10 protein-coding genes are annotated in these 22,304 nt (G+C 41.7%); 7 read left to right on the top strand and 3 right to left on the bottom strand.

Going from position 1 to position 22,304, the window contains the following annotated elements; all coding sequences use genetic code 11:
* The first annotated feature begins 48 nt into the window (after positions 1-48).
* The 6 genes from V7K53_RS15055 to V7K53_RS15080 all read left to right on the top strand — a co-directional run bounded on the left by V7K53_RS15055 (position 49) and on the right by V7K53_RS15080 (position 16,456).
* The gene (locus V7K53_RS15055; protein WP_335198322.1) at positions 49-3,315 is read left to right on the top strand and encodes a non-ribosomal peptide synthetase; all 3,267 of its coding nucleotides are present in this window, start codon (positions 49-51) and stop codon (positions 3,313-3,315) included.
* On the top strand, positions 3,312-7,628 hold the full coding sequence (locus tag V7K53_RS15060; protein ID WP_335198323.1) for an amino acid adenylation domain-containing protein: 4,317 nt from the start codon (positions 3,312-3,314) through the stop codon (positions 7,626-7,628). The genes V7K53_RS15055 and V7K53_RS15060 overlap by 4 nt, the downstream gene beginning before the upstream one ends.
* Positions 7,629-7,888: 260 nt before the next feature.
* Complete coding sequence (locus V7K53_RS15065; RefSeq protein ID WP_335198324.1) at positions 7,889-10,327, top strand: beta-propeller fold lactonase family protein; 2,439 nt, start codon at positions 7,889-7,891, stop codon at positions 10,325-10,327.
* An 813-nt stretch (positions 10,328-11,140) separates the two neighbouring features.
* Entirely contained in the window at positions 11,141-14,152 is a 3,012-nt protein-coding gene (locus tag V7K53_RS15070; protein ID WP_335198325.1) for a peptidase domain-containing ABC transporter, read from the top strand.
* Between the two features lie 113 nt (positions 14,153-14,265).
* The gene (locus V7K53_RS15075; protein ID WP_335198326.1) at positions 14,266-15,849 is read left to right on the top strand and encodes an HlyD family efflux transporter periplasmic adaptor subunit; all 1,584 of its coding nucleotides are present in this window, start codon (positions 14,266-14,268) and stop codon (positions 15,847-15,849) included.
* A 109-nt stretch (positions 15,850-15,958) separates the two neighbouring features.
* Complete coding sequence (locus V7K53_RS15080; RefSeq protein WP_322696519.1) at positions 15,959-16,456, top strand: DUF427 domain-containing protein; 498 nt, start codon at positions 15,959-15,961, stop codon at positions 16,454-16,456.
* A gap of 262 nt (positions 16,457-16,718) precedes the next feature.
* Here the strand turns inward: V7K53_RS15080 and V7K53_RS15085 are convergent, their stop codons facing one another.
* Positions 16,719-17,711, bottom strand: a complete 993-nt coding sequence (locus tag V7K53_RS15085) for a metal ABC transporter solute-binding protein, Zn/Mn family (protein WP_335198327.1) — start codon at positions 17,709-17,711, stop codon at positions 16,719-16,721.
* 905 nt (positions 17,712-18,616) lie between these two features.
* Between V7K53_RS15085 and V7K53_RS15090 the strand changes: the two genes are divergently transcribed.
* A complete protein-coding gene (locus tag V7K53_RS15090) occupies positions 18,617-18,952 on the top strand; it encodes a hypothetical protein (protein WP_335198328.1) in 336 nt (111 codons plus the stop codon).
* Between the two features lie 344 nt (positions 18,953-19,296).
* On the opposite strand, the gene psbA is transcribed toward V7K53_RS15090, so the two are convergent.
* Entirely contained in the window at positions 19,297-20,379 is a 1,083-nt protein-coding gene (psbA, locus tag V7K53_RS15095) for a photosystem II q(b) protein (protein ID WP_335198329.1), read from the bottom strand.
* A gap of 352 nt (positions 20,380-20,731) precedes the next feature.
* Complete coding sequence (locus V7K53_RS15100; protein ID WP_335198330.1) at positions 20,732-22,231, bottom strand: MBOAT family O-acyltransferase; 1,500 nt, start codon at positions 22,229-22,231, stop codon at positions 20,732-20,734.
* Positions 22,232-22,304: the final 73 nt, after the last annotated feature.

The following is a 22,304-nucleotide window of genomic DNA, read 5'->3' on the forward strand; positions in this document are numbered from 1 at the left end:
GATTGAGATTTGTCCACATTCAATAAACTGAGAAAATAATAGAGTTTTATGACATTATCACCTGTAGATTACCAATCGACATTAACTGCGGTTGATTTTGATCCATTTGCAGATGGAGAATTACTTCTAACCGCCCCCGCTACAGAATCCCAAAAAGAAATTTGGGCTTCTGTGCAAATGGGCGATGCTGCTAATTGTGCTTATAATGAGTCTCAATCTCTGCGACTAAAAGGCGAACTTGATGTCAAAGTTTTCCAGTCTGCGGTGGAAAAGTTAGTACAACGTCATGAAGCACTACGGACAACTTTTAGTACCGATGGCAATACACTCTGCATTGTTGCTTCTCGGCAAATTGAAATTCCGATTATTGAACTGTCTAACTTAGAACCACAGGAAAAACAGGAAAAATTAGCTAGTATCTTGCGACAAGAGGTAGAGCAACCTTTTGATTTGGAACATGGCCCTCTATTTCGGGCAAAAATTGTCAAATTGCAGCCGCAGGAGCATCTAGCTATTTTGACAGCTCATCATATTATATGTGATGGTTGGTCTTGGGCAGTACTGATGCCAGATTTGGGTAAATTTTATTCTGGCTTGCAACAGGGTATTGTTCCTGAATTAGAAGAACCAGACTACTTAAGTGAATATGCGATTTTGCAGGAAGAAGAGGCGGATAGTCCAGAAGCGATCGCCACAGAACAATATTGGTTACAACAATTCGCTGACTCTGTACCTGTACTCGATTTCCCTAGCGATCGCCCCCGTCCCCCACTCAGAACCTTTAATGCCGCTCGCGAAGATTGGCATTTAAATCCCGAATTAGTTACCAACCTCAAACAACTAGGAACAAAACTCGGTTGTAGCTTTATGACTACGATCCTGGGAGGATTCGAGGTCTGGCTACACCGTCTGACAGGACAAAACGATTTAGTTGTAGGTATTCCAGCCGCCGGACAAGCTGCTTTAGGGCAATATAATCTTGTAGGTCACTGTGTAAATTTACTACCATTGCGTAGCCAGATTAATGGTGAAAAATCTTTCAGCGACTACTTGCAAACGCGGCGATCGGCTGTCTTAGATGCTTACGATCATCAACAATTTACCTTTGGCAGTCTGGTCAAAAAATTAGTATTACCACGGGATTCTAGCCGCATTCCCTTAGTACCAATTATATTTAATGTCGATCAAGCTTTAGACAGCGATCGACTTCCTTTTATCGGGTTAGAGGTAGAATTTTTCTCCAATCCCCGCGCATTCGAGAATTTTGAACTGTTTATCAATGCTACGGAATCGCATGGTGAACTTATCCTCGAATGCCAGTACAACACTAACTTATTTGACGCTGATACTATCCGCCGCCGGATGGCAGAGTTTGAAACTTTGTTATTGGGTATAGTTGCTAACCCTAATCAAATTATTGCTAAATTGCCAATTTTGCCAGCATTTGAGCAACAGTTATTAGCAGCATGGAACAATACTCAAACAGCTTATCCCCAAGATATCTGCATTCACCAGCTGTTTGAAACTCAAGTGGAGAAGACTCCAGATGCGATCGCTGTAGTTTTTGAAAATGAACAAATTAGCTACCACGAACTGAATCAGCGAGCCAATCAGCTAGCCCATTATCTCCAAAGCTTAGGAGTAGGGTCAGAAGTTCTGGTTGGTCTGTGTGTCGAGCGCAGCTTGGAAATGGTTGTAGGAGTTTTAGGCATTCTCAAAGCCGGGGGAGCCTACGTACCATTAGATTATGCTTATCCTCAAGAACGTTTAGCTTTCATGCTGCAAGATGCTCAGGTGTCAGTGCTACTAACGCAGGAGAAGCTAAAGTCGGGGCTACCCAATCATCAAGCAAAGATTGTTTGCCTTGATAGCAACTGGCAATCCATAGATTACGGGTTAGATAACCCAACACATAACGTCACTTCCAATAACTTAGCCTACGTCATCTATACATCTGGCTCGACAGGTCAACCGAAAGGCGTTCAAATTCAACATCAGAATGCTGTTAATCTCCTGAATGCGATCGCTAAAGAACCCGGTTTAACTGCTGAAGATACTCTCCTCTCTGTTACTAGCCTATCCTTTGATATTGCCGTTTCAGAAATTTTTCTACCCCTGTCTGTAGGTGCGAAGTTGGTGTTGGTGAGCCGTGAAGTTGCGGCTGACGGCACACAACTGTTAAAAGTGCTAACCACCTCCGGGGCAACTTTTATGCAACCGACACCGGTTACTTGGCGCTTACTCCTGGCAGCCGGATGGCAAGGTAGTCCTCAACTCAAGATGATTTCCACAGGTGAAGCCTTACCTCAAGACCTCGCAAATCAATTATTACCGAAGGGAGCTTGTCTGTGGAACCTTTACGGGCCTACAGAAACAACGATTTGGTCAACAGGCTACAAGGTGACAACGGCAAATAAACCAATAGGCATTGGTTGCCCTCTAGCTAATACGCAAATCTACATTTTAGACTCCCATTTACAACCCGTTCCCATTGGTATATCAGGTGAGTTGTATATTGGTGGCGAAGGACTAGCAAGGGGATATCTAAATCGTCCCGAACTGACTGCTGAAAGATTTATTTCTAATCCCTTCAGCCCAAACCCTAAATCGCGCTTATACAAAACTGGAGATTTAGCTCGTTATTTACCAGATGGACATATTGAATACTTGGGTCGTATCGACTATCAGGTAAAATTGCGTGGTTTCCGCATAGAATTGGGTGAAATTGAAACCGCACTCCTGCAACATCCAGGAGTAAAAGAAGCCGTTGTCATTGTTCGAGAAGACATTCCTAACGAGACTAGTTTAGTCGGTTATGTTGTTGCCGAAACTGGTCAAGATAACTTGGAAGTGATTTCGCAATTGCGTCGATTTTTGAAACAACAACTTCCTGACTTTATGGTGCCAACAATCTTTATGGCACTAGAAGCGATGCCGTTAACCCCCAATGGCAAAGTCGATCGCAAGGCATTGCCAAAACCAGATGCTTCCCGTCCGGAACTGGAGGCAAATTATGTAGCGCCTCGCACTCCCATTGAACAGCAGATTGCAGATATCTGGGCGCAGGTTCTTAATGTCAAACAGGTTGGGATTAACGACAACTTTTTTGAATTGGGTGGATATTCTCTGCTAGGAATTCAAGTGGTTTCTCGAGTTCGCCAAGCCTTGCAAGCAGAAATTCTGATGTCCAATTTATTTGAATTACCAACGGTAGCGGATTTGGCTGAACGAGTGGAAACTCTGCGGTGGGCAACCCAAGGCGTTCAGGCTGCTGAGAGTGAAACAGCTGATGATTACGAGGAAGGTGAGCTATGAAAACATTAGATGAACTGCTATCTGAGCTACGTCAGCGCGATGTCAAACTTTGGCTAGAGGGCGATGCCTGCGGCGGGCATAGCCAACGCTTACGCTATCGGGCCGCAAAAGATAGTCTCACACCAGAATTGCTGACCGAGTTAAAAACTCAAAAAGCCGAGATCATCAACTTTCTCCGACAAATTAACACAGCCGCCAGTTCACAGATTCCCCCAATTGTCGCTTGTGAAAGGAATGGCAACTTGCCGCTTTCTTTTGGTCAGCAACGGATATGGTTCCTCCATCAGTTTGAACCTGATAGTTCCTCAAATAATATGCCAGTTGTTGTGCGTTTTACGGGGAATCTGAATGTTGCTGTCTTAGAGGAAAGTTTGAGAGAAGTTGTCCGTCGCCATGAAGTTCTGCGGACAACTTTTCCAGCAGTGAATGGAAAACCCACTCAAGTCATTGCTACCGATGTTTCCTTGACACTGCCAATAATTGACTTGCGGCAAGTACCAAATGAACAACGAGAGCCGGAAGCTCACCTACTGGCAACTAAAGAAGCTCATCAACCCTTTGATTTAGGCAATGGGCCGATTTTGCGGGTGTTACTGCTACGGTTGAGCGATCGCGAACATCTGCTAATTTGGAATATGCACTGCATAGTTTGTGATGGTGCTTCATCCGATCTGTTCTATCAAGACCTGATTACCATCTATAAAGCATTATCAGCAGGTCAGGTTTCTCCTTTAACTCCTTTACCAGTACAGTATGCTGATTTTACAAATTGGCAATATCAATGGCTCCAAGGAGAGGTTTTAGAATCACAGGTAAACTACTGGAAGCAAAAGCTAGAAGGCAATTTACCCATCATTGAGTTACCTTACGATCGCCCCCGTCCTCAAGGAGTGCAAACCTATCGAGGCGATCGCGCTGCCCTGCTGCTATCAAAGGCGCTAAACCATGCCCTGACAGACCTGAGTCAAAAATGGGGTGTCACCCTGTTCATGACTCTACTAGCAGCATTCGAGCTATTGCTCTACCGTTATTCTGGACAAGAAGACCTACTAATTAACTTTGCAAGTGCAGGTCGAGGGCAAGTTGAAACCGAGGGGCTGATAGGATTTTTTTCTAATACTCTTGTACTGCGGAGTAACTTTGCAGGCAACCCAACTTTCCGAGAATTATTAGACCGAGTGCGTAAGGATTGTTTAGAGGCTTATACCCATCAAGACCTACCCTTTGAGAAGCTAATTGAAGAACTTAAACCAGAACAGCGAAGTCGCAATACTTCACCCCTGTTTCAGGTAAAATTCTCCCTCAATCCTCCTTGGTCGAATGGTCGTGGTATGGCATCAGTGCAACTACCTGATTTGACTATCACTTCTCTATTTGGCTACATCTATCATGGCAAAACCAAATACGATCTGACATTGGTCTTGCGGGAACAGGATAATGGTCTAGGCATGGTATTTGATTACAATGCCGAGATGTTTGATGCCAGTACCATAAAGCGGATGTTGGGACACTTCAAAACTTTACTCGAAGGTATTGTTGCTAATCCCGATCGCCCGATTGCTGAATTACCCCTGTTGACAGCACCCGAACAACATCAATTGTTAGTTGAGTGGAATAGCAAACAAGCTGATTATCCCCAAGATACTTGTATCCATCACTGGTTTGAAACTCAAGCTAAAAGAACTCCAAATAATATTGCAGTCAGTTTTAAAAATCAGCACTTAACTTATCAGGAACTTAACCAGCGGGCAAATCAACTAGCCTACTATTTGCAAACTTTAGGGGTAGAATCGGGGGTACTCATCGGTCTTTATCTAGAGCCTTCCCTGGAGATGATTGTGGGGCTGTTGGGTATTTTGAAAGTCGGTGGAACTTACGTACCGATCGCTCCAACATCTGGGCAAGATGGTCTGGCTGTCATCTTAGAAGATGCCCAAATATCTTTGGTGTTAACCCAAAGCTCATTAGTTGAGAAGCTTTCTGAGCATCAGGCACAAGCTATCTGTTTGGATAGTGATTGGGAAGTTATCGCCGTACACGTGACTGAAAATCCAGAAAGTTATGGCACAGATCGGACTCTCGCCTGTGTAATGTATGTATCCGGCTGCAATGGAAAACCCAACGGTATAGCTATTACCCACCATAATCTTGTCAGCCACAGCTTGGCAATTAGCGAAACTTGGGAGTTGACTCAGAGCGATCGCTTACTAATCATACCTAGTATTAGCTGCGATACCTTCATTGAATCACTCTTTCCCACTTGGATTACTGGTGCTACCGCAATTCTCCAGTCTCAGGAGATGCAATCAACGGGGCAGTTTTTCCCGTTCATTGCTCAACAACAAATTACTGTTGTTAATCTAGCCACATCTTTTTGGTATGAGTTAGTCAAGGAGCTATCTGTGTCTCCCCAAAGCTTACCAGCCAGCTTGCGCTTAGTCATGGTTGGTGGTGAAAAAGTCTCACGCCATGCTTATCTAACTTGGGTAGAAAAAGTTGGCAAGCAAGTACGCTGGCTGAATGCTTATGGATCGCTAGAAACAACTTTAACCGCTACGGTTTACGATCCGGAGACTGTAACTGAAGCCAGTAACACTCGGTCAGAAATTCCTATAGGAAGGGCGATCGCCAATACCCAAATCTACATCCTTGATCGTCGATCGCAACTCCTCCCTATTGGCGTGACTGGCGAAATCTACATCAGCGGTATCGGTGTTACCCAAGGCTACTTTAATCGTCCCGAATTAACATCTGAGAAATTTATTCCCAATCCCTTTAGCAGCGAATCTGGAGCATACCTTTACAAAACTGGTGATTTAGGACGCTACTTAAGTGACGGCAATATTGAGTTTTTAGGCCGCTTAGACAATCAGGTAAAAACTCGCGGCTTTCGCATTGAGTTGGCTGAAATTGAAACAATTTTGGGTCAATATCCAGGCGTACAAAAAACTGTGGTGATTGCCAAAGAAGATGTTCTTGAGGATAAAAGTTTAGTTGCTTATGTTGTCCCCAAACAAGGGGAGACTTTTGGAAGCGAGCAACTGCTGAGTTTTCTCCAGCAAAAGCTGCCTGAAAATTTGTTGCCTTCTGCCTTTTTCATAGTCGATTCTCTGCCATTGAATCCTAATGGTCAAGTTGATAGCAAAGCCTTATCTGGGCTGAATCCAACTCATTCTAAAATAGAAAAAATATTTGCCACAGCAGAAGATCCATTACAACTTCAGTTAACTAAAATCTGGGAAAACCTTTTAGGTATTCATCCCATTGGCATAAAAGACAACTTTTTTGATTTGGGTGGAAACTCACTACTTGCAGTACACCTGTTTTCTCAGATAGAAAAGACATTTGGTCTAAATCTGCCTTTAGCTATTCTCTTGCAATCTTCAACTATTGAGCAATTAACCAATTTCATTCGCCAGCAAGGATTTTTGCCAGAAAGCCATAATCAGGTTGAGAGTAATACTAGTATCAACTCAGAAAAACCGATGCCTTGGTCATCGCTAGTACCAATGCAGCCCAATGGTTCCAAGCCACCTCTCTTTTGTATCCATGCAATTGGTTTAAGTGTCCTCTACTACCGAGATTTATCACTTCATTTAGGTGAAAATCAGCCATTTTATGCCCTACAAGCACGAGGATTAAATGGGAAAGAAGCTCCCTTTACCAAGCTTGCACAAATGGCGGCTCACTACATCAAAGAGATACAAACTATTCAACCTGAAGGCCCTTATTTTTTGGGTGGTTCCTCCTTTGGTGGACTAGTAGCTTGGGAAATGGCTCAACAACTCGTAAAACAAGGTCAAAAAGTAGCTCTGTTAGCTTTATTTGATACTACCGGCCCAAATTATATTAAACAAGCGCCATTAGAAAAGCGAGTTTCTCAGCATTGGGACAACCTGACAAAACTTGGGACTAATTACATGCTTGAGCAAATCAGGAACAAAAGCTCTTGGCTGAAGTATAAACTTCAAGAAAAGTTCCGAAAATTGCTCTTTAAATTTTCCTTAAGAATCTGGCGGACTGTACCTTATAACTACCGTAAATTAACAATCGAAGAGGCCAATAAACAGGCAGCCAGAGAATACGTTCTAAAAGCTTATCCAGGTCGAGTCACTGTATTCCGAGCAGAAGAGCGTGTTGCATTAGAAAAACGCGAGGTTGACCCCCAAATGGGTTGGAGTGAAATGGTCTTAGGAGGTTTGGATATTCAAAATGTCCCAGGAAACCACGACTCTATTTTTAGAGAACCTCATGTCCGAACTCTATCTGAAAAGATGAGGGTTTGTATAGATCGAGCTATTGTAGACATCTAAATAATTTGCAGAAATAGTTACAGCTTTCAACCTCATCTCGCTTTCGGGATGGGGTTGTTTTATTTGCGCATAGTAACTTCAACTATGTATGTATAAATTCGATTGCTAATAAAGCCCTTACATCAGTTTTAAGCTGGAAAATACGTAGTATATCTACTGAGGCTTGAATAAAAATCAGACAATAAGCTATATAGTACATTCTTCTCTTTGCTAGAAAAGAACATTACTTTTACAAACTATTTTGCAATCTCAAGGGAAATATGACGCAGAAAATCCTGAATTTTGTAGAAGTTCAAAAAGATGATACAAATGGTGTCGATGGGCTTGCTGGTGCTAAATCCCTCACCGTCAGCCCCGATGGAAAATTTCTTTATGCTGCTGGATATAGTGACTCGGCTGTAGCCGTATTTGAGCGGGATACAACCACAGGCGCACTGAGTTTCGTAGAAATTCAAAAAGATGATACAAATGGTGTCGATGGGCTTGCTGGTGCCGAATCTCTCACAGTCAGCCCCGATGGAAAATTTCTCTATGCTGCTGGATATGATGACTCGGCTGTAGCGGTATTTGAGCGGGATACAACCACAGGCGCACTGAGTTTTGTAGAAGTTCAAAAAGATGATACAAATGGTGTCGATGGACTTGGTGGTGCTAAATCCCTCACCGTCAGCCCCGATGGAAAATTCCTCTATGCATCTGGATATGATGACTCGGCGATAGCGGTATTTGAGCGGGATACAACCACAGGCGCACTGAGTTTTGTAGAATTTCAAAAAGATGATACAAATGGTGTCGATGGGCTTGCTGGTGCTGAATTCCTCACCGTCAGCCCCGATGGCAAATTCCTCTATGCTGCTGGATATGATGACTCGGCTGTAGCTGTGTTTGAGCGGAATACAACCACAGGCGCACTGAGTTTCGTAGAATTTCAAAAAGATGGTATCAGTAGTGTCGATGGACTTGCTGGTGCTAAATCCCTCACAGTCAGCCCCGATGGAAAATTTCTCTATGCTGCTGGATATGATGACTCGGCTGTAGCTGTGTTTGAGCGGGATACAACCACAGGCAAACTAAGTTTTGTGGAAGTTCAAAAAGATGGTATCAATAGTGTTGATGGGCTTGGTGGTGTCTCTTTCATTACTGTCAGCCCCGATGGAAAATACCTCTATGCTGCTGGATATGATGACTCGGCGGTGGCGGTGTTTGAGCGGGATACAACCACAGGCAAACTAAGTTTTGTAGAAGTTCAAAAAGATGATACAGATGGTGTCGATGGACTTGGTGGTGCGGTTTCTCTAGCTCTCAGCTCCGATGGCAAATACCTCTATACTGCTGGATATGATGACTCGGCGGTGGCGTTGTTTAGTGCGCCTTTCAATCATGCGCCAGAGGTGGCAAATGAAATTCTTGATCAAGAAACCACCGAAGATAGTGTCTTCAACTTCACCCTTCCAGTTGACACCTTCAGCGATGTAGATGTTGAAGATACCCTGAGTTACACTGCAACTCTAGAAAACGATGACCTACTGCCTACTTGGTTGAAGTTTGATGCTGCTACTCTTACCTTCAGTGGGACTCCCACAACTAAGGATGTAGGTAATCTAAACATCAAAGTCACTGCTAAAGATATTGCTGGAGAGGAAGCTAGTGATATATTTACGCTTGGGGTTGCCGATAAAAATACTCCTACTACTCTATTCACATTAATTACAGGCGATATCTTTAGTGTCAAGACTAAGCTGAAGACTAAAGGCAAGAAAGCAAAAATCTCCATCAAAATTAAAACCAGCACTTTTAAAGAGGTGAATGAGCTGTGTGTATTTAATGTTGATGATGATGAAGGTAAGATTGATGGCATAGCCCCTGGTGCAGAAGGCTATACACAAGCTGCTCTTTTACGCTCCAAGGTGATTTTCTTTTCCCTTGCTAATATGCCCAAGGGTTTCAAGCATGACGATGTGAATAACGTCTTAGAATTTGACTCTGATACCAAACTCCGATTCTATAGCGTATCCAACAGTACTACTCAGGCTATACTGTCTGGAAAAGCATCTTTTTCAAGTGTCGTTTTTTCCTCAGCCACAAATACTAACACAGGAGAGGAAGGCTTTTCTCTTAACTTCCAAAATTTTGCTGTAACGGTTCAGGCAACAAATCAAGAAATATCTTTGGGTACAAATTTGCAAGGCAAAAAGGAAGGCGAACTGATTGATTTACGGGGTGTAGGACAATCGGTAAAAGCTGACTTCAAGGTTTATAGAGAAGCTGCACTGAACAACTTTGTCGGTTTTTATCGGGTGGCTGATGAAAATGGTGGCATTGACACCAATAGCGATGGTAAAGCAGATATTCTCGTTGGACAAGCAGGTTATGCCGAAGCCGCTGTGCGTGGGCGTGTTACAGGCGTTGACTTGACGGTGAGCAATCAAGGTTCGGCAACATCTACCAGCACTTTCGGAACTGATTCGTTATTTGCACCCTTTATTATTATCAATGGTAAAGCGGATAAGTTTCTCGATAATAATGCCAATAACGATCCGAAGATTTACTTTTCATTTTTGGGTGCTAACTCAGATAAGGTAGATCACATTCGACTGTTGGGAAATAACACCTTTGGTTTTGAAGATTTAGCCAATGGTGGTGATAAAGATTACAACGATATGATTGTACAGATAAATTTGAGTGTCAATCTTGCCTAGAGCAAACTCGAGTAATTACTTAGAAAAATAATACAACCTCATCCCGGTTGCGGGGTGAGGTTATTTTATGCATAACGATTAGATAGACTCACTATTAATTAAACTAGTAAATTTACTGAAGGCACTTGTTGTCTTTTCTTCATAAATTTAATAGTTGATTCCTCTAGGGTGCCAAACAATTTTCCCCTTTAATTTTTCAGTTAATTTTTATTAAATTAAGCGAGTAAAAAAGTGATGGAGAGTTATTTCATAATCAGGTATAGGTAATGTTTGACGAGGAAAGCTCCTGTTTTTCGCCATTAGTAATATTGTCAATCCCTGTATTCAAGAATTTGTAAAAAATAATTCAGAAATTTAAAGTTTTTTTATTACATAATTCTTAACTAGGGTATTTACTTAGGAAAGCATCTGTGATATTTTCATGTTGATTATCATAAAGTAAAATATACATCTCTAAATTTAACAGCCATGTTTATGTGTTTTAGTTTGATGATGAATATCGATATTGCATAGTTGCAATCCTCAATATTGAGTTTAATTTTGTATAAATTATGTAGCGTTAACCAAGTGATAACTTGTCCTCGATCTATTTACAGTATGCTTGATTTTGAAAAATGCGTAACAATCGTAACCGTGTGATATAAATACAGGTCTGCAATTAGACTAAATTCCCCTGTATGCTGTTACACATTTAAACGCCTAAATTACCCATAAGTATTGTCACTGTTGGCATAAAACCAAAAACTGCCACTGTTATTAAAAGATATACTCCCTAATATTTTCGACTTAATTACTCACTTTAACTTGTTTTATATGACTTATATTAAGAACACTTTTCCCGAATTTCTCACCACCCTAGAGGGGTTTGAGCAGTTGCCAGATGGAGCGATCGCTAATCTATCAGAACAACTGCAAGCCTGGCGCTATCGTATAGGCCAGAAGATCATTGGTAAAGAAAGTCTCCCGGAACGCATCACCATCATTTATGAGGGACAAGTGCGCCTGTTGGGATACGACCCTCAGACGCAAATGCCAATTACCCTAAAATTAATGCAACCGGGGGAAATTATTGGTGAAATAGGTTTGTTACGCGATATCGCCTGTGAAACAGCGATCGCTTCCACCGAAGTAGTATGTTTAACCTTGAGTGCATCAGCATATTTTAGCTTTCTGGCTTCATACCCAGCTTTTGCGGAAGCTCGGAAGAACCGCAGCTATTTGGTAGAAGTTTTCGATATTCTCGGTTCCTATTGGCAAAAGCAAGCGATCGCTACCTTAAATCTCAGAGAACTGACAGAAAAAGCCTTACCCCAGGCGAAAATACATTATCTCCCTTCCGGAAAAACTCCCTTCAACCAACTGGATAGCAAAAGCGTTTGGTTTGTGAGTGGCGGTGGTACAGTCACGAATTTCTCACCTGGCGATCGCTTAGAATCAGACGATGACAGAGACAAGATTCAGGTTATCGGTCAAAACCCCGCACGCTTGCTTGGTATACATCCGTCAGATTTGATCTTAGAAGATAGTCATGAGATAGAACTTGCAGTAACTGAAACCAGAGTAGATAGAGATAGCGCTGGCGACCTAGAGATTATTCCCTACGCATCAGACGAAATAGTTCCACAGACAGCACCCCAAAACTCAAAGAATTCGTCAAAACAAAAATACCCATTTTTTGGCGGTAAAGGAGAACTAAATTCAGCCTTCGCCTGCTTCCAAATGATCGCGAAGTACCTAGAAATGCCGTTTCGGCGAGAGGTAGTTCGCCGCATCTTAACTGAGCAAGTCAAACGTCAGGGGACTATATCGTTTCAAGTTACTGCTTACCTGGCAGAGTTAATCGGACTGAAGGCGCAGTTGATAGAATTACCAGTCGCTTCAGTGACGCGCATTCCGACACCAGCGCTGATTCGCTACGGTGATAATTTTGCCGTTTTATATGAAGTAGATGCCAATACCGTGGTTGTAGGTGTTCCATCCAAAGGAATTGTGCGCTGCAAACCCGCTCAATTGGTTGAACAATTAGATGTCGATCCAACTGACTTTCCGCCCAAAGTTAGGGTATTACTGCTGACTGCGACCAATCAAACACCCCAAGAACGCTTTAGTTTACGGTGGTTTCTGCCCTATTTGTCAAAGCACCGTCGAGTCCTGATAGAGGTCTTTATCGCTTCGTTTTTCGTGCAGTTGGCAGCGCTGGCAAATCCGCTAGTTGTTCAGTTAATTATCGACAAAGTTATCACTCAAAATAGCATTGGCACACTACATATTTTGGGTGTTTTGCTATTAGTAGTTGGGCTATTTGAAGCAGTATTGACTACCTTACGAACCTACTTATTTGTCGATACTACTAACCGGATCGATATGGGTTTAGGATCGCAAATCATTGACCACTTACTACGTCTACCGCTGCGCTATTTTGAACGCCGACCAGTGGGTGAACTTTCTACTCGCATTAACGAACTAGAAAATATCCGCCAATTCTTGACTGGTACTGCTTTAACAGTCGGATTAGATGCTTTGTTTTCGCTGGTCTATATCGGTGTAATGCTGATTTACAGTTGGCAACTCACGTTAGTCGGCTTAAGCACAATTCCAATATTTGTGATTATCACCTTAGTTGCTTCTCCCACCATTAGTAGACAGTTACGTGCCAAAGCCGAACGCAACGCCGAAACTCAATCTTATTTAGTGGAGGTGATGTCAGGAATTCAAACAGTAAAAGCGCAAAATATCGAATTGCGATCGCGCTTTTCCTGGCAAGAGCGTTACGCCCGGTTTGTCGCCGCTGGCTTTAAAACAGTTGTGACTTCTACCCTCGCTAACTCTACCAGCAACTTTCTCAACAAACTCAGCAGCTTACTAGTTTTGTGGGTAGGAGCTTATTTAGTACTGCAACAAGAATTAACTTTAGGCGAATTAATTGCCTTTAGGATTATATCGGGTTACGTTACCAGCCCAATATTACGTTTAGCTCAACTCTGGCAAAGCTTCCAAGAAACTGCCTTGTCTCTAGAGCGTTTAAGCGATATTGTCGATACGCCACAAGAAGGAGAAACAGACCGCTACAATATACCCTTACCGACGATTAAGGGAGCAGTGAAATATGAAAATGTTTCCTTCCGTTTTGGCACAAGTGGCCCTCTGCAACTTTCTAATGTCAACCTCGAATTTGAGCCAGGGAAATTTGTCGGCATTGTCGGACAAAGTGGGTCTGGTAAAAGTACGATGATGAAGTTACTGCTGAGACTTTACGAAACTGAGTCTGGCAGAATTTTGATTGACGGTTATGATATTGCCAAAGTGGAACTTTATTCGCTGCGACGACAAATTGGCGTAGTTCCCCAAGAGACATTATTGTTTGACGGCAGCGTTCAGGAAAATATTGCCCTAACCAATCCTGATGCCACAACCGAAGAAATTATTGAAGCGGCTCAGGTTGCCTGCGCCCACGAGTTTATCATGAACTTACCCAACGGTTACAACACGCGGGTGGGAGAACGGGGTTCTGCACTTTCAGGTGGACAACGACAAAGAATTGCGATCGCTCGTTCAGTATTACAACGACCAAAATTATTAGTTTTAGACGAAGCAACTAGCGCATTAGATTATCCCACAGAACGGCAAATATGTCTCAACTTAGCCAAAGCATTCAAGGGTGATACAGTATTTTTTATTACCCACCGACTGAACACCGTAAGTAATGCAGACATGATTGTTGTAATGGATAACAGCAGGGTTATAGAACAAGGTAGCCATCAAGAATTAATGGCTACTAAGGGTCATTATTATTACCTGTATCAGCAACAAGATGTAAACTTGTAATTAGTCATTCTTGAGGGCAAAGGTTTTTGGCATCGAGAAACATTGCCCAACCCACAAAAAATTCAAAATCGTTCGACTGAACGCTCACGACAAGTCCAAAACCCAAAATCGTTATGACTCAACTTAATGGGAATCACCTCAATGGCAATCACAAAAACGGCAATCACAAAAATGGAGTGAAGCACGATTCACAGGTACTGACAAAACAACAAAAAGCTGCTCAAGAGTCTTTAACTAACTTAAACAATCTGGAATTTGAGCAATCTATTGTCTTGCGCCAATCTCCAATTTGGTCGCGTACAATCATGATTACACTAGTGGGGCTAGCCTGCTTTGGTATTGGTTGGACCTATTTTGCAAAAATTGAACAAGTAGTGCCAGCAACCGGGCAATTAAAACCCCAAGGAACAGTCAAAGAAGTTCAGGCTCCTGTGAGTGGAGTGGTGAAAACAGTTAATGTAAAAGATGGACAAGAAGTGAAGCCAGGTGATTTACTGCTAACTTTTGATTCCATAGCCTCTGTTGCCGAATTAAATTCTTTGAATAAAATTCGCCTTGCATTAATGAAAGAAAACCAGATTTATCGTCGATTGATGAATGCAAGTACTGCCAACGGATCTGAACTGTTATATTTGCGCGGTAATTTGCCACAAGAAACTGCTTTTCTGTTGAAAAGTCGGGCAGCATTAGTAGCAGAAAATGAATTATTCCGCACTCAATTAAAAAATTCTGGTCAAGATTCTGGAGTAGGAATTGATGAACAACAACTTCTACGAGTTGCCAAACAGGAATTAGACTCTCGGTCTTCCGCAGCACGATTAGAAGTAGAAAAAACCAAAAAACAACTGGTTCAAAATCAAATTAAGCTGGAAGATAGTAAATCAAGTTTAGCTATTCAAGAGGGGATTTTAAATAAGCTGAAGATATTAGCAGAAGAAGGTGGGATTTCTCAACTTCAGTATCTCAACCAGCAACAAGAAGTTCAAAACCGCACGGCAGAAGTAGCGCAACTAGGTGAAGAACTGAAACGTCTCCAGTTTGATATAGAAAAAGGACAACAAGAGTTAAGCAATACGGTGGCTGTTTCTGATAAAAATATTTTGGATAAGATAGCCCAGAACAAACAGCAGATTGCCACAATCGATAGCCAATTTATGAAAGTTGTGCTGGAAAATGAGCAGCGTTTGGCAGATGTCAATAGTAAAATATCTCAATCACAGTTAAACGTTAAATATCAAGAACTCCGCGCACCTGTAGCTGGCACAGTTTTCGATTTGCAAGCAAAAAATCCTGGATTTGTCGCAACTCCAACTACAAAACTGTTGCAAATAGTCCCCAAAGAAAACTATATCGCGGAAGTTTTCATAACTAACAAAGATATTGGGTTTGTGCGAAAAGGGATGAAAGTAGATGTTAGAATCGACTCCTTTCCTTACAGCGAGTTTGGCGATATTAAGGGAAAAGTGGATGAGATAGGTTCAGACGCATTACCGCCAGACCAAACACATCAGTTTTACAGATTTCCGGCAAAAGTCTCATTAGATAAACAATCTCTAATGATTAAGGGCAAAAAAGTTAACTTGCAATCAGGTATGTCCATCAGTGCCAATATCAAAGTGCGCGAAGAACGGACTGTGCTTAGTTTATTCACTGAGTTATTTACCAAACAAGTTGATGCTCTTAAACAGGTACGATGAAGAGGGTTAAGTTAAAAGACCGCAGTCACTCCACAAGGAGAGTTGCTGCTTCACTAAGTACATTAGTACTAAGTACTTTTTCCTCTTTTAGAACTCAATACTCTTAATGATGGTTAATTTTCAACGCATCGAACCTGCTCCCGGACAAGAATCAGTTTGGGATTATCCCCGTCCTCCTCTTTTGGAGGACACAACCAAACATATCCAAATAATCTTTAACGGAGTAGTAATTGTAGATACTCACAGCGCCAAACGTGTTTTAGAAACCAGTCATCCTCCTTCTTACTATATTCCTCCAGCGGATATCAAAATGGAATATCTACAGATGACTCCGCAATCTAGCTTTTGTGAGTGGAAGGGAAGTGCTGGTTACTACACAATCCGAGTTGGTGATAAACAAGTCCATAATGCTGCCTGGTTCTACCCCAAACCCACACCAGCCTTTGAATCTATCAAGGACTATGTGGCTTTTTATGCTCATTTAATGGATAAATGCTATGTTAATGGCGAAGAGGTGCAACCACAACCAGGTAACTTCTACGGCGGTTGGATAACCAGTGATATTGTTGGCCCATTTAAAGGCGCTCCTGGTACTTGGGGATGGTGAGTCGATTTTGGATTTTAAATAGCGAAACAATATCTTAACGGTATCATCGGATACATGGATGGGAAAGATGGGTTCATCAAAGAGATGCAAAAGAAAGGATTGGTATGGTAGACACTGAATAAATCTGAATAACACAATCTCTTTTACCCATCTTCCGTAACATCTAAAATTCCAATTCTATATTCCAAAGATAGACTAATAAACCAAATTTCCTGAAATATCAAGAAACCCAATTTCTAAGATTACTGAATTGATGTTCTAGCTACCTAGCAGCTTTCGCTTCAAACATCAAATACGTCCCTCCTAGTCCTTCTACAATTGTGCGTGTATTGGCAATCATCATTTTCTGATAAGTGTCCGCGTCGCTTCCTGGTTCACCAAGTCCCTCAGTATATAGCTTTCTGTCAGAAATGTTCACTTCAGCTTCTCTGGCTACAGATTGAATCAAATTAGGATTAATTTCCACTTCAGCAAAAATTGTTGATACTTTAGCTCGTTTAATGTTGGTAGCCAAATTATTGACTCGTTCGGTTGTCAAGTTTTCTTTAGTACTAATACTTTGCAATCCTCCTGTTAATGAAATACGGTATGCTTTGGTGTAATAACTCAGTGCATCAGAAGTTGTAACTAACTTACGTTCTTTGGTAGGAATACTGACAATTCTTGACTTAATCCAGCTATCTAGCTGAGTGAGTTCATTGGTAATTTTTTTAGTATTACTGCTATAAGCCTCTGCATCACTAGATTGTAATTTTCTCAAATTACTATTAATTACCTCTACCATTCTGATAGCATTTTTGGTATTGTGCCAAACATGAGGATCGGCTATATTTTTACCACCTGTCTGAAATTTTTGTGGCTTAGGCACTGCCAGTTGAGCGACGGCTATTTTTGGTATAGGGTTTTTAGTCGCTTTAATTAACTTGATCAGATTTGGTTCAAAATTGTAGCCATTATAAAGAATAAGATTAGCTTGCTCAATGGCTTTACGATCTTCCAATTTTGGTTTATAAAATTGGGGGTCGGCGGTAGGAGAAATTAAGCAGGTGAGGTTAACTGTATTTCCAGCAACCTGTCTGGTTAAATCACACAGTACGCTTGTAGTCGCTACAACTTGGGGAAGATTCTCATTTACCTGGGTGTTAGTCTGAGTGAATGTAGTTCTTACAGCTTGATTTCCACACCCAACAAATCCAATTGTCAAGGCAGCAAGAATAACTGGGAAGAAATTATTCAATGGTGATTTTTTTGACATCCTTAACTCCTACTGGATGTATAAAAAAAGATAATCATTATTGGTAAAGTATTAGTAAAATAACAGGGGACAATCTTCAACAGGGAAGAAGTTAATGGCTGAGGGGAAGCCTTCGGCAAAGAAAGGGGTAAAGGTTAAGGGAAGAGGAATTAAGAGACTTTCTCCTCTATCACTTAGAGCTAATTTGTAAATTAAAGTAAAGTCTTTATCTCGTAAGGGTTTCAGGATTTTGAGCCAATCAAGCGTTTATTCTCTGAAAGTCATGCCCAGCAATAAATTGGGTTTCCTTAAGATTTTCTTTACGAATCAGCTCTTATCTGTTTCCCAAGTCCACACCCAGCAATTTTTGGTTAGTGAACCAGCAATGAGGTTTTTACAGGCAAAATATTAATTAACTGCACACGACGGACTGGAAAACTGGTAGAGGTAGAAGCACAATAATAAAGGCAATGCAGGGGAGTCTCCAAGGAGTGTAGTTCTCTCACCATCTGTTGAGGGGTTTATACCATTGTGCTTACATCCCACAAAGCTCTCAAATTGACTAGGATTATCAGGTTAAGGAGTGGGAGGTAGTAATGATGGGGCTTATGGAGCATACGGGTTGATTTCGCAAACCGAGTCGTGAATCTAAGGCAATTGTAGCTGTGGTTTTGCGAGATGTGGACATATCATTGTTACAAAATTGGCAAATTGGCGATTTTTTAGCTATCAGCCTTTGTTACACTAATTTTCACCTAGTAAAGTCTTTCAATATCACTTAGAGCATTATCTAACTACTTTTTATTGCCAGAATACAGATGTACTTTGTGCCATCAATTTTATTCTTGAATTTCTTCATCATTAAATAAGAGCCAAATCAAGTATATAAAACAATTTCTCAAAGCTAATATTGGTCAAGATAAACAATGGTAATTTTAGTTGTCATAATTAACACCCTGATTTCACTGGTACTACTCTATGTGGCTTGGCGGGTGTGGCAACTTAAGCAGCAGCTAGCATATATAGCAGATAGATTAACCGCCTATGAAAGTTGTACTAATGCAGCACTGAATAAAGCACCCGAAAATATTTATCTCAGCCAACAGAATATTTATAACTTACGGCAGAGAAATCAAGCGCTACAAATACAAATTCAACAAGTGCGGCAACTTATCAGTCTGCTTTTGCTAGGGCGGCAAATCTGGCAGCGTTATTTTCCGAAGCTAGAGTTAATATCTGGGAAAAAAAAAGTTGCAAAATGAGTTATGTCAGGTTCATATGAACATTTATGATTAAGGTGGACGGGTCTAGGAGCGGTGTTTCGCTTGGTATCAAAGCAAATACCGTTGTCTCGTCCTGAGATGGGAGCTTCGAAAGGTTTATTTTGGCGAATTTATAGACCTTGCCACTATCCACATCTGGATTCACAAAATATTATTAGTGGGATAGGTTCCTGTATAACGACGCTCAAATTCGTGGCGGGTTAAGCGATCGCCACTTTCTAAGGGAGGGATAAAACACTATTCTTTAAGCCATGTTCCACAAAAGCCATAAAAAGCGCCCCCCATTTCTGGAGGGCGCTTTTTATTTAGCTAATACTTAAGTATTAGCCGTTGATAGCAGGAGCAGTCAGAGCGACAGGAGTAACTTCACCAGCAGCTAAGTCTAGGGGGAAGTTGTGAGCGTTACGCTCGTGCATTACTTCCATACCTAAGTTAGCGCGGTTGATTACATCCGCCCAGGTGCTGATGACGCGACCTTGGGAGTCAATGATTGATTGGTTGAAGTTGAAACCGTTCAGGTTGAATGCCATCGTGCTGACACCCAAGGCGGTGAACCAGATACCGACGACAGGCCATGCTGCGAGGAAGAAGTGCAGTGAACGGCTGTTGTTGAAGGAAGCGTATTGGAAGATTAGACGACCGAAGTAGCCGTGGGCTGCAACGATGTTGTAGGTTTCTTCTTCTTGACCGAATTTGTAACCGTAGTTAAGGGATTCGGTTTCGGTGGTTTCACGCACCAAGGAAGAAGTTACTAGAGAACCATGCATTGCTGAGAACAATGAACCGCCGAATACACCAGCTACACCTAACATGTGGAAGGGGTGCATCAAGATGTTGTGTTCTGCTTGGAACACAATCATGAAGTTGAATGTTCCTGAGATACCCAAAGGCATACCATCAGAGAATGAACCTTGACCGATGGGGTAGATCAAGAATACTGCGGTAGCGGAAGCCAGAGGTGCGCTGTAAGCTACACAGATCCAAGGACGCATACCTAAGCGGTAAGAAAGTTCCCACTGACGACCAAGGTAGGCAGCGCAACCGAGCAAGAAGTGTAAAATTACTAACTGGTAAGGACCACCGTTGTACAACCACTCATCTAAGGAAGCTGCTTCCCAGATTGGGTAGAAGTGCAAGCCGATAGCGTTTGAAGAAGGAACAACTGCACCAGAGATGATGTTGTTTCCGTAGATCAAAGAACCTGCAACTGGTTCGCGGATGCCATCAATGTCCACAGGAGGAGCAGCGATGAAAGCAATTACGAAGCAAGTTGTAGCAGCTAGCAGGGTTGGGATCATGAGTACACCAAACCAACCGATGTATATGCGGTTGTCGGTGCTGGTAATCCACTCGCAGAAGCGATCCCATACGTTAGCGCCGGAGCGCCGTTGTAAGGTTGTGGTCATTGTTTTATAAGTGCTATGGGTTGTTAAATATGGGACAAGCGGTAGTTTATTTCGCCTGCTGAAATACAGTCTACATGAATTTACTTTGACGCAATCTGTGACTTAATATTCTGTAATAGAATTCTTTAACAAGCTCATCGAACTGTAAAGTTTTCCTACTATCAATAAAGCTATACAAGGTAGTAAATTAAAGCTTTTTGAGCCACTTCAACAACAAACTAACTATCACTTTCAAGGATGCGATCGCCTATTTATCTACCTTTACACTTCTTTACAATTAGCCCATGAAAAACATTTTAAGTCTTGTCGATTTGTAACAAGATATTAAGTTCTATATTGTCTGATGGTTCAGTTAAAAATCAAAGTAGATGTAGGGCAAACTGCCTTCAGGAGCTAATAACCAAACAGCGTAAAAACATAGGGGGACGAAGACAAGCTTAAGGGGCCAGTTAAACTCTAACTTCAATATTCGATTGAATGCATAGACTACGGCCATAAGCGCAGCTAAACCTAGAAGTACCCAAGCGAGTTGGGATTGGCTCATATTTAAGGCTTCGACATAGACCTTTTCAGCAAACTGAGCGTCAGCCGGATAACCCCAAAGATGCCGAAGTACTAAAGAAGAGTCTTGGAGATTAGGCAGACGGAACCAAATCCAAGAGGTAAAAACCATCAGTTGAGTTAAAAACCAAGCAACAAAGATACCTAGAGGATTTTGCCAGAATTGTTCTAGATTTTCAAAGCGATCGCTTATAGAATCTGTAAGTCGATGAGCTACTAAGGCCAACCCGTGGAATATGCCCCAAACAACATAGCCCAAAGCGGCACCGTGCCAGATACCAGCAATTAGCATCACAATAAATAAATTCCAGCAAGTACGGACTAAACCCCGCCGGGAACCACCCAAAGGAAAGTAGACATAGTTACGTAGCCAATCTCCCAGAGTCATGTGCCATCGCCGCCAAAATTCGGAAATATTGGTGCTGAAATAAGGAAAGTCGAAATTTTCAGGTAGAACTAAGCCGAAAAGCATAGCACTACCACGGGCAATGTCTACGTAACCGTTGAAATCTAGATATAATTGCAAGCCATAAGCGAATGTAGCTAACCACAAATCGGTACTACCGGCCCGTTGCAAATTACCGAAACATAAATCGACGAAAATTCCCAAGTGGTCTGCAAAAATACCTTTTTTGACTGCGCCCCTAGCAATCAACCATAGCGCTTCAGCTACTCTATTGGTGCTAGGTAATTCTAGTGTATTAAATTGATTTGCTAAGTTGTGATAGCGCGTAATCGGCCCTGAAATCAGTTTTGCAAAGAATAATTTGTACGTAGCAAATTTGAGAAAATTATCAGTAGCAGGGGCACCGCGATAGACATCTATTAAATAAGCAATACATTCAAAGGTGAAAAATGAAATTCCTAAGGGTGAAATTAATTTAAAAGAGCTATCTGGTGAGTTTGTTTGGACATGAAAAACAAACTTGAATAAAGGGGTAAAATACTTAAAAGCTAATAGCAGCAAAACATTTAGAATTATACCCACCCACAAAACCTTTAAACGGCGACGATTCCAATCAACTTGAGCAAATTGCCACTCTTCATTAGAAATTTGCCAGTCAAGAGAATGTTTTCCTGGTGATGTGTTGTTACCAATCTCCAGTCCTATACGGAAGTTAATAAACGTTAATGCTAATAGTAATGGTATGTATTGAATGTGCAAAGATGAATAAAAAACTAGACTGGCAATTAGCAGCGTCCACAATCGCAATTTATGTTGTGCTAAAGACCAGTAAATTCCTAATACACTCAATAAGAACAGTCCATAGAAAATTGATATAAAGTTCATTTTTTAGTCATTTGTCATTGAACATTGAGCATTGGCTTTAGTAATCCCCCTTGTCTACTTCTCTCCCTGCTAC

This window comes from Nostoc sp. (assembly GCF_036917355.1).
Lineage (GTDB): Bacteria > Cyanobacteriota > Cyanobacteriia > Cyanobacteriales > Nostocaceae > Nostoc.

What these genes read in the sequence shown, in the direction of transcription:
- V7K53_RS15055 (WP_335198322.1), top strand. Translation starts at nt 49, where the DNA reads ATGACATTATCACCTGTAGATTACCAATCGACATTAACTGCGGTTGAT.
- V7K53_RS15060 (WP_335198323.1), top strand. Translation starts at nt 3,312, where the DNA reads ATGAAAACATTAGATGAACTGCTATCTGAGCTACGTCAGCGCGATGTC.
- V7K53_RS15065 (WP_335198324.1), top strand. Translation starts at nt 7,889, where the DNA reads ATGACGCAGAAAATCCTGAATTTTGTAGAAGTTCAAAAAGATGATACA.
- V7K53_RS15070 (WP_335198325.1), top strand. Translation starts at nt 11,141, where the DNA reads ATGACTTATATTAAGAACACTTTTCCCGAATTTCTCACCACCCTAGAG.
- V7K53_RS15075 (WP_335198326.1), top strand. Translation starts at nt 14,266, where the DNA reads ATGACTCAACTTAATGGGAATCACCTCAATGGCAATCACAAAAACGGC.
- V7K53_RS15080 (WP_322696519.1), top strand. Translation starts at nt 15,959, where the DNA reads ATGGTTAATTTTCAACGCATCGAACCTGCTCCCGGACAAGAATCAGTT.
- V7K53_RS15085 (WP_335198327.1), bottom strand. Translation starts at nt 17,711, where the DNA reads ATGTCAAAAAAATCACCATTGAATAATTTCTTCCCAGTTATTCTTGCT.
- V7K53_RS15090 (WP_335198328.1), top strand. Translation starts at nt 18,617, where the DNA reads ATGGTAATTTTAGTTGTCATAATTAACACCCTGATTTCACTGGTACTA.
- psbA (WP_335198329.1), bottom strand. Translation starts at nt 20,379, where the DNA reads ATGACCACAACCTTACAACGGCGCTCCGGCGCTAACGTATGGGATCGC.
- V7K53_RS15100 (WP_335198330.1), bottom strand. Translation starts at nt 22,231, where the DNA reads ATGAACTTTATATCAATTTTCTATGGACTGTTCTTATTGAGTGTATTA.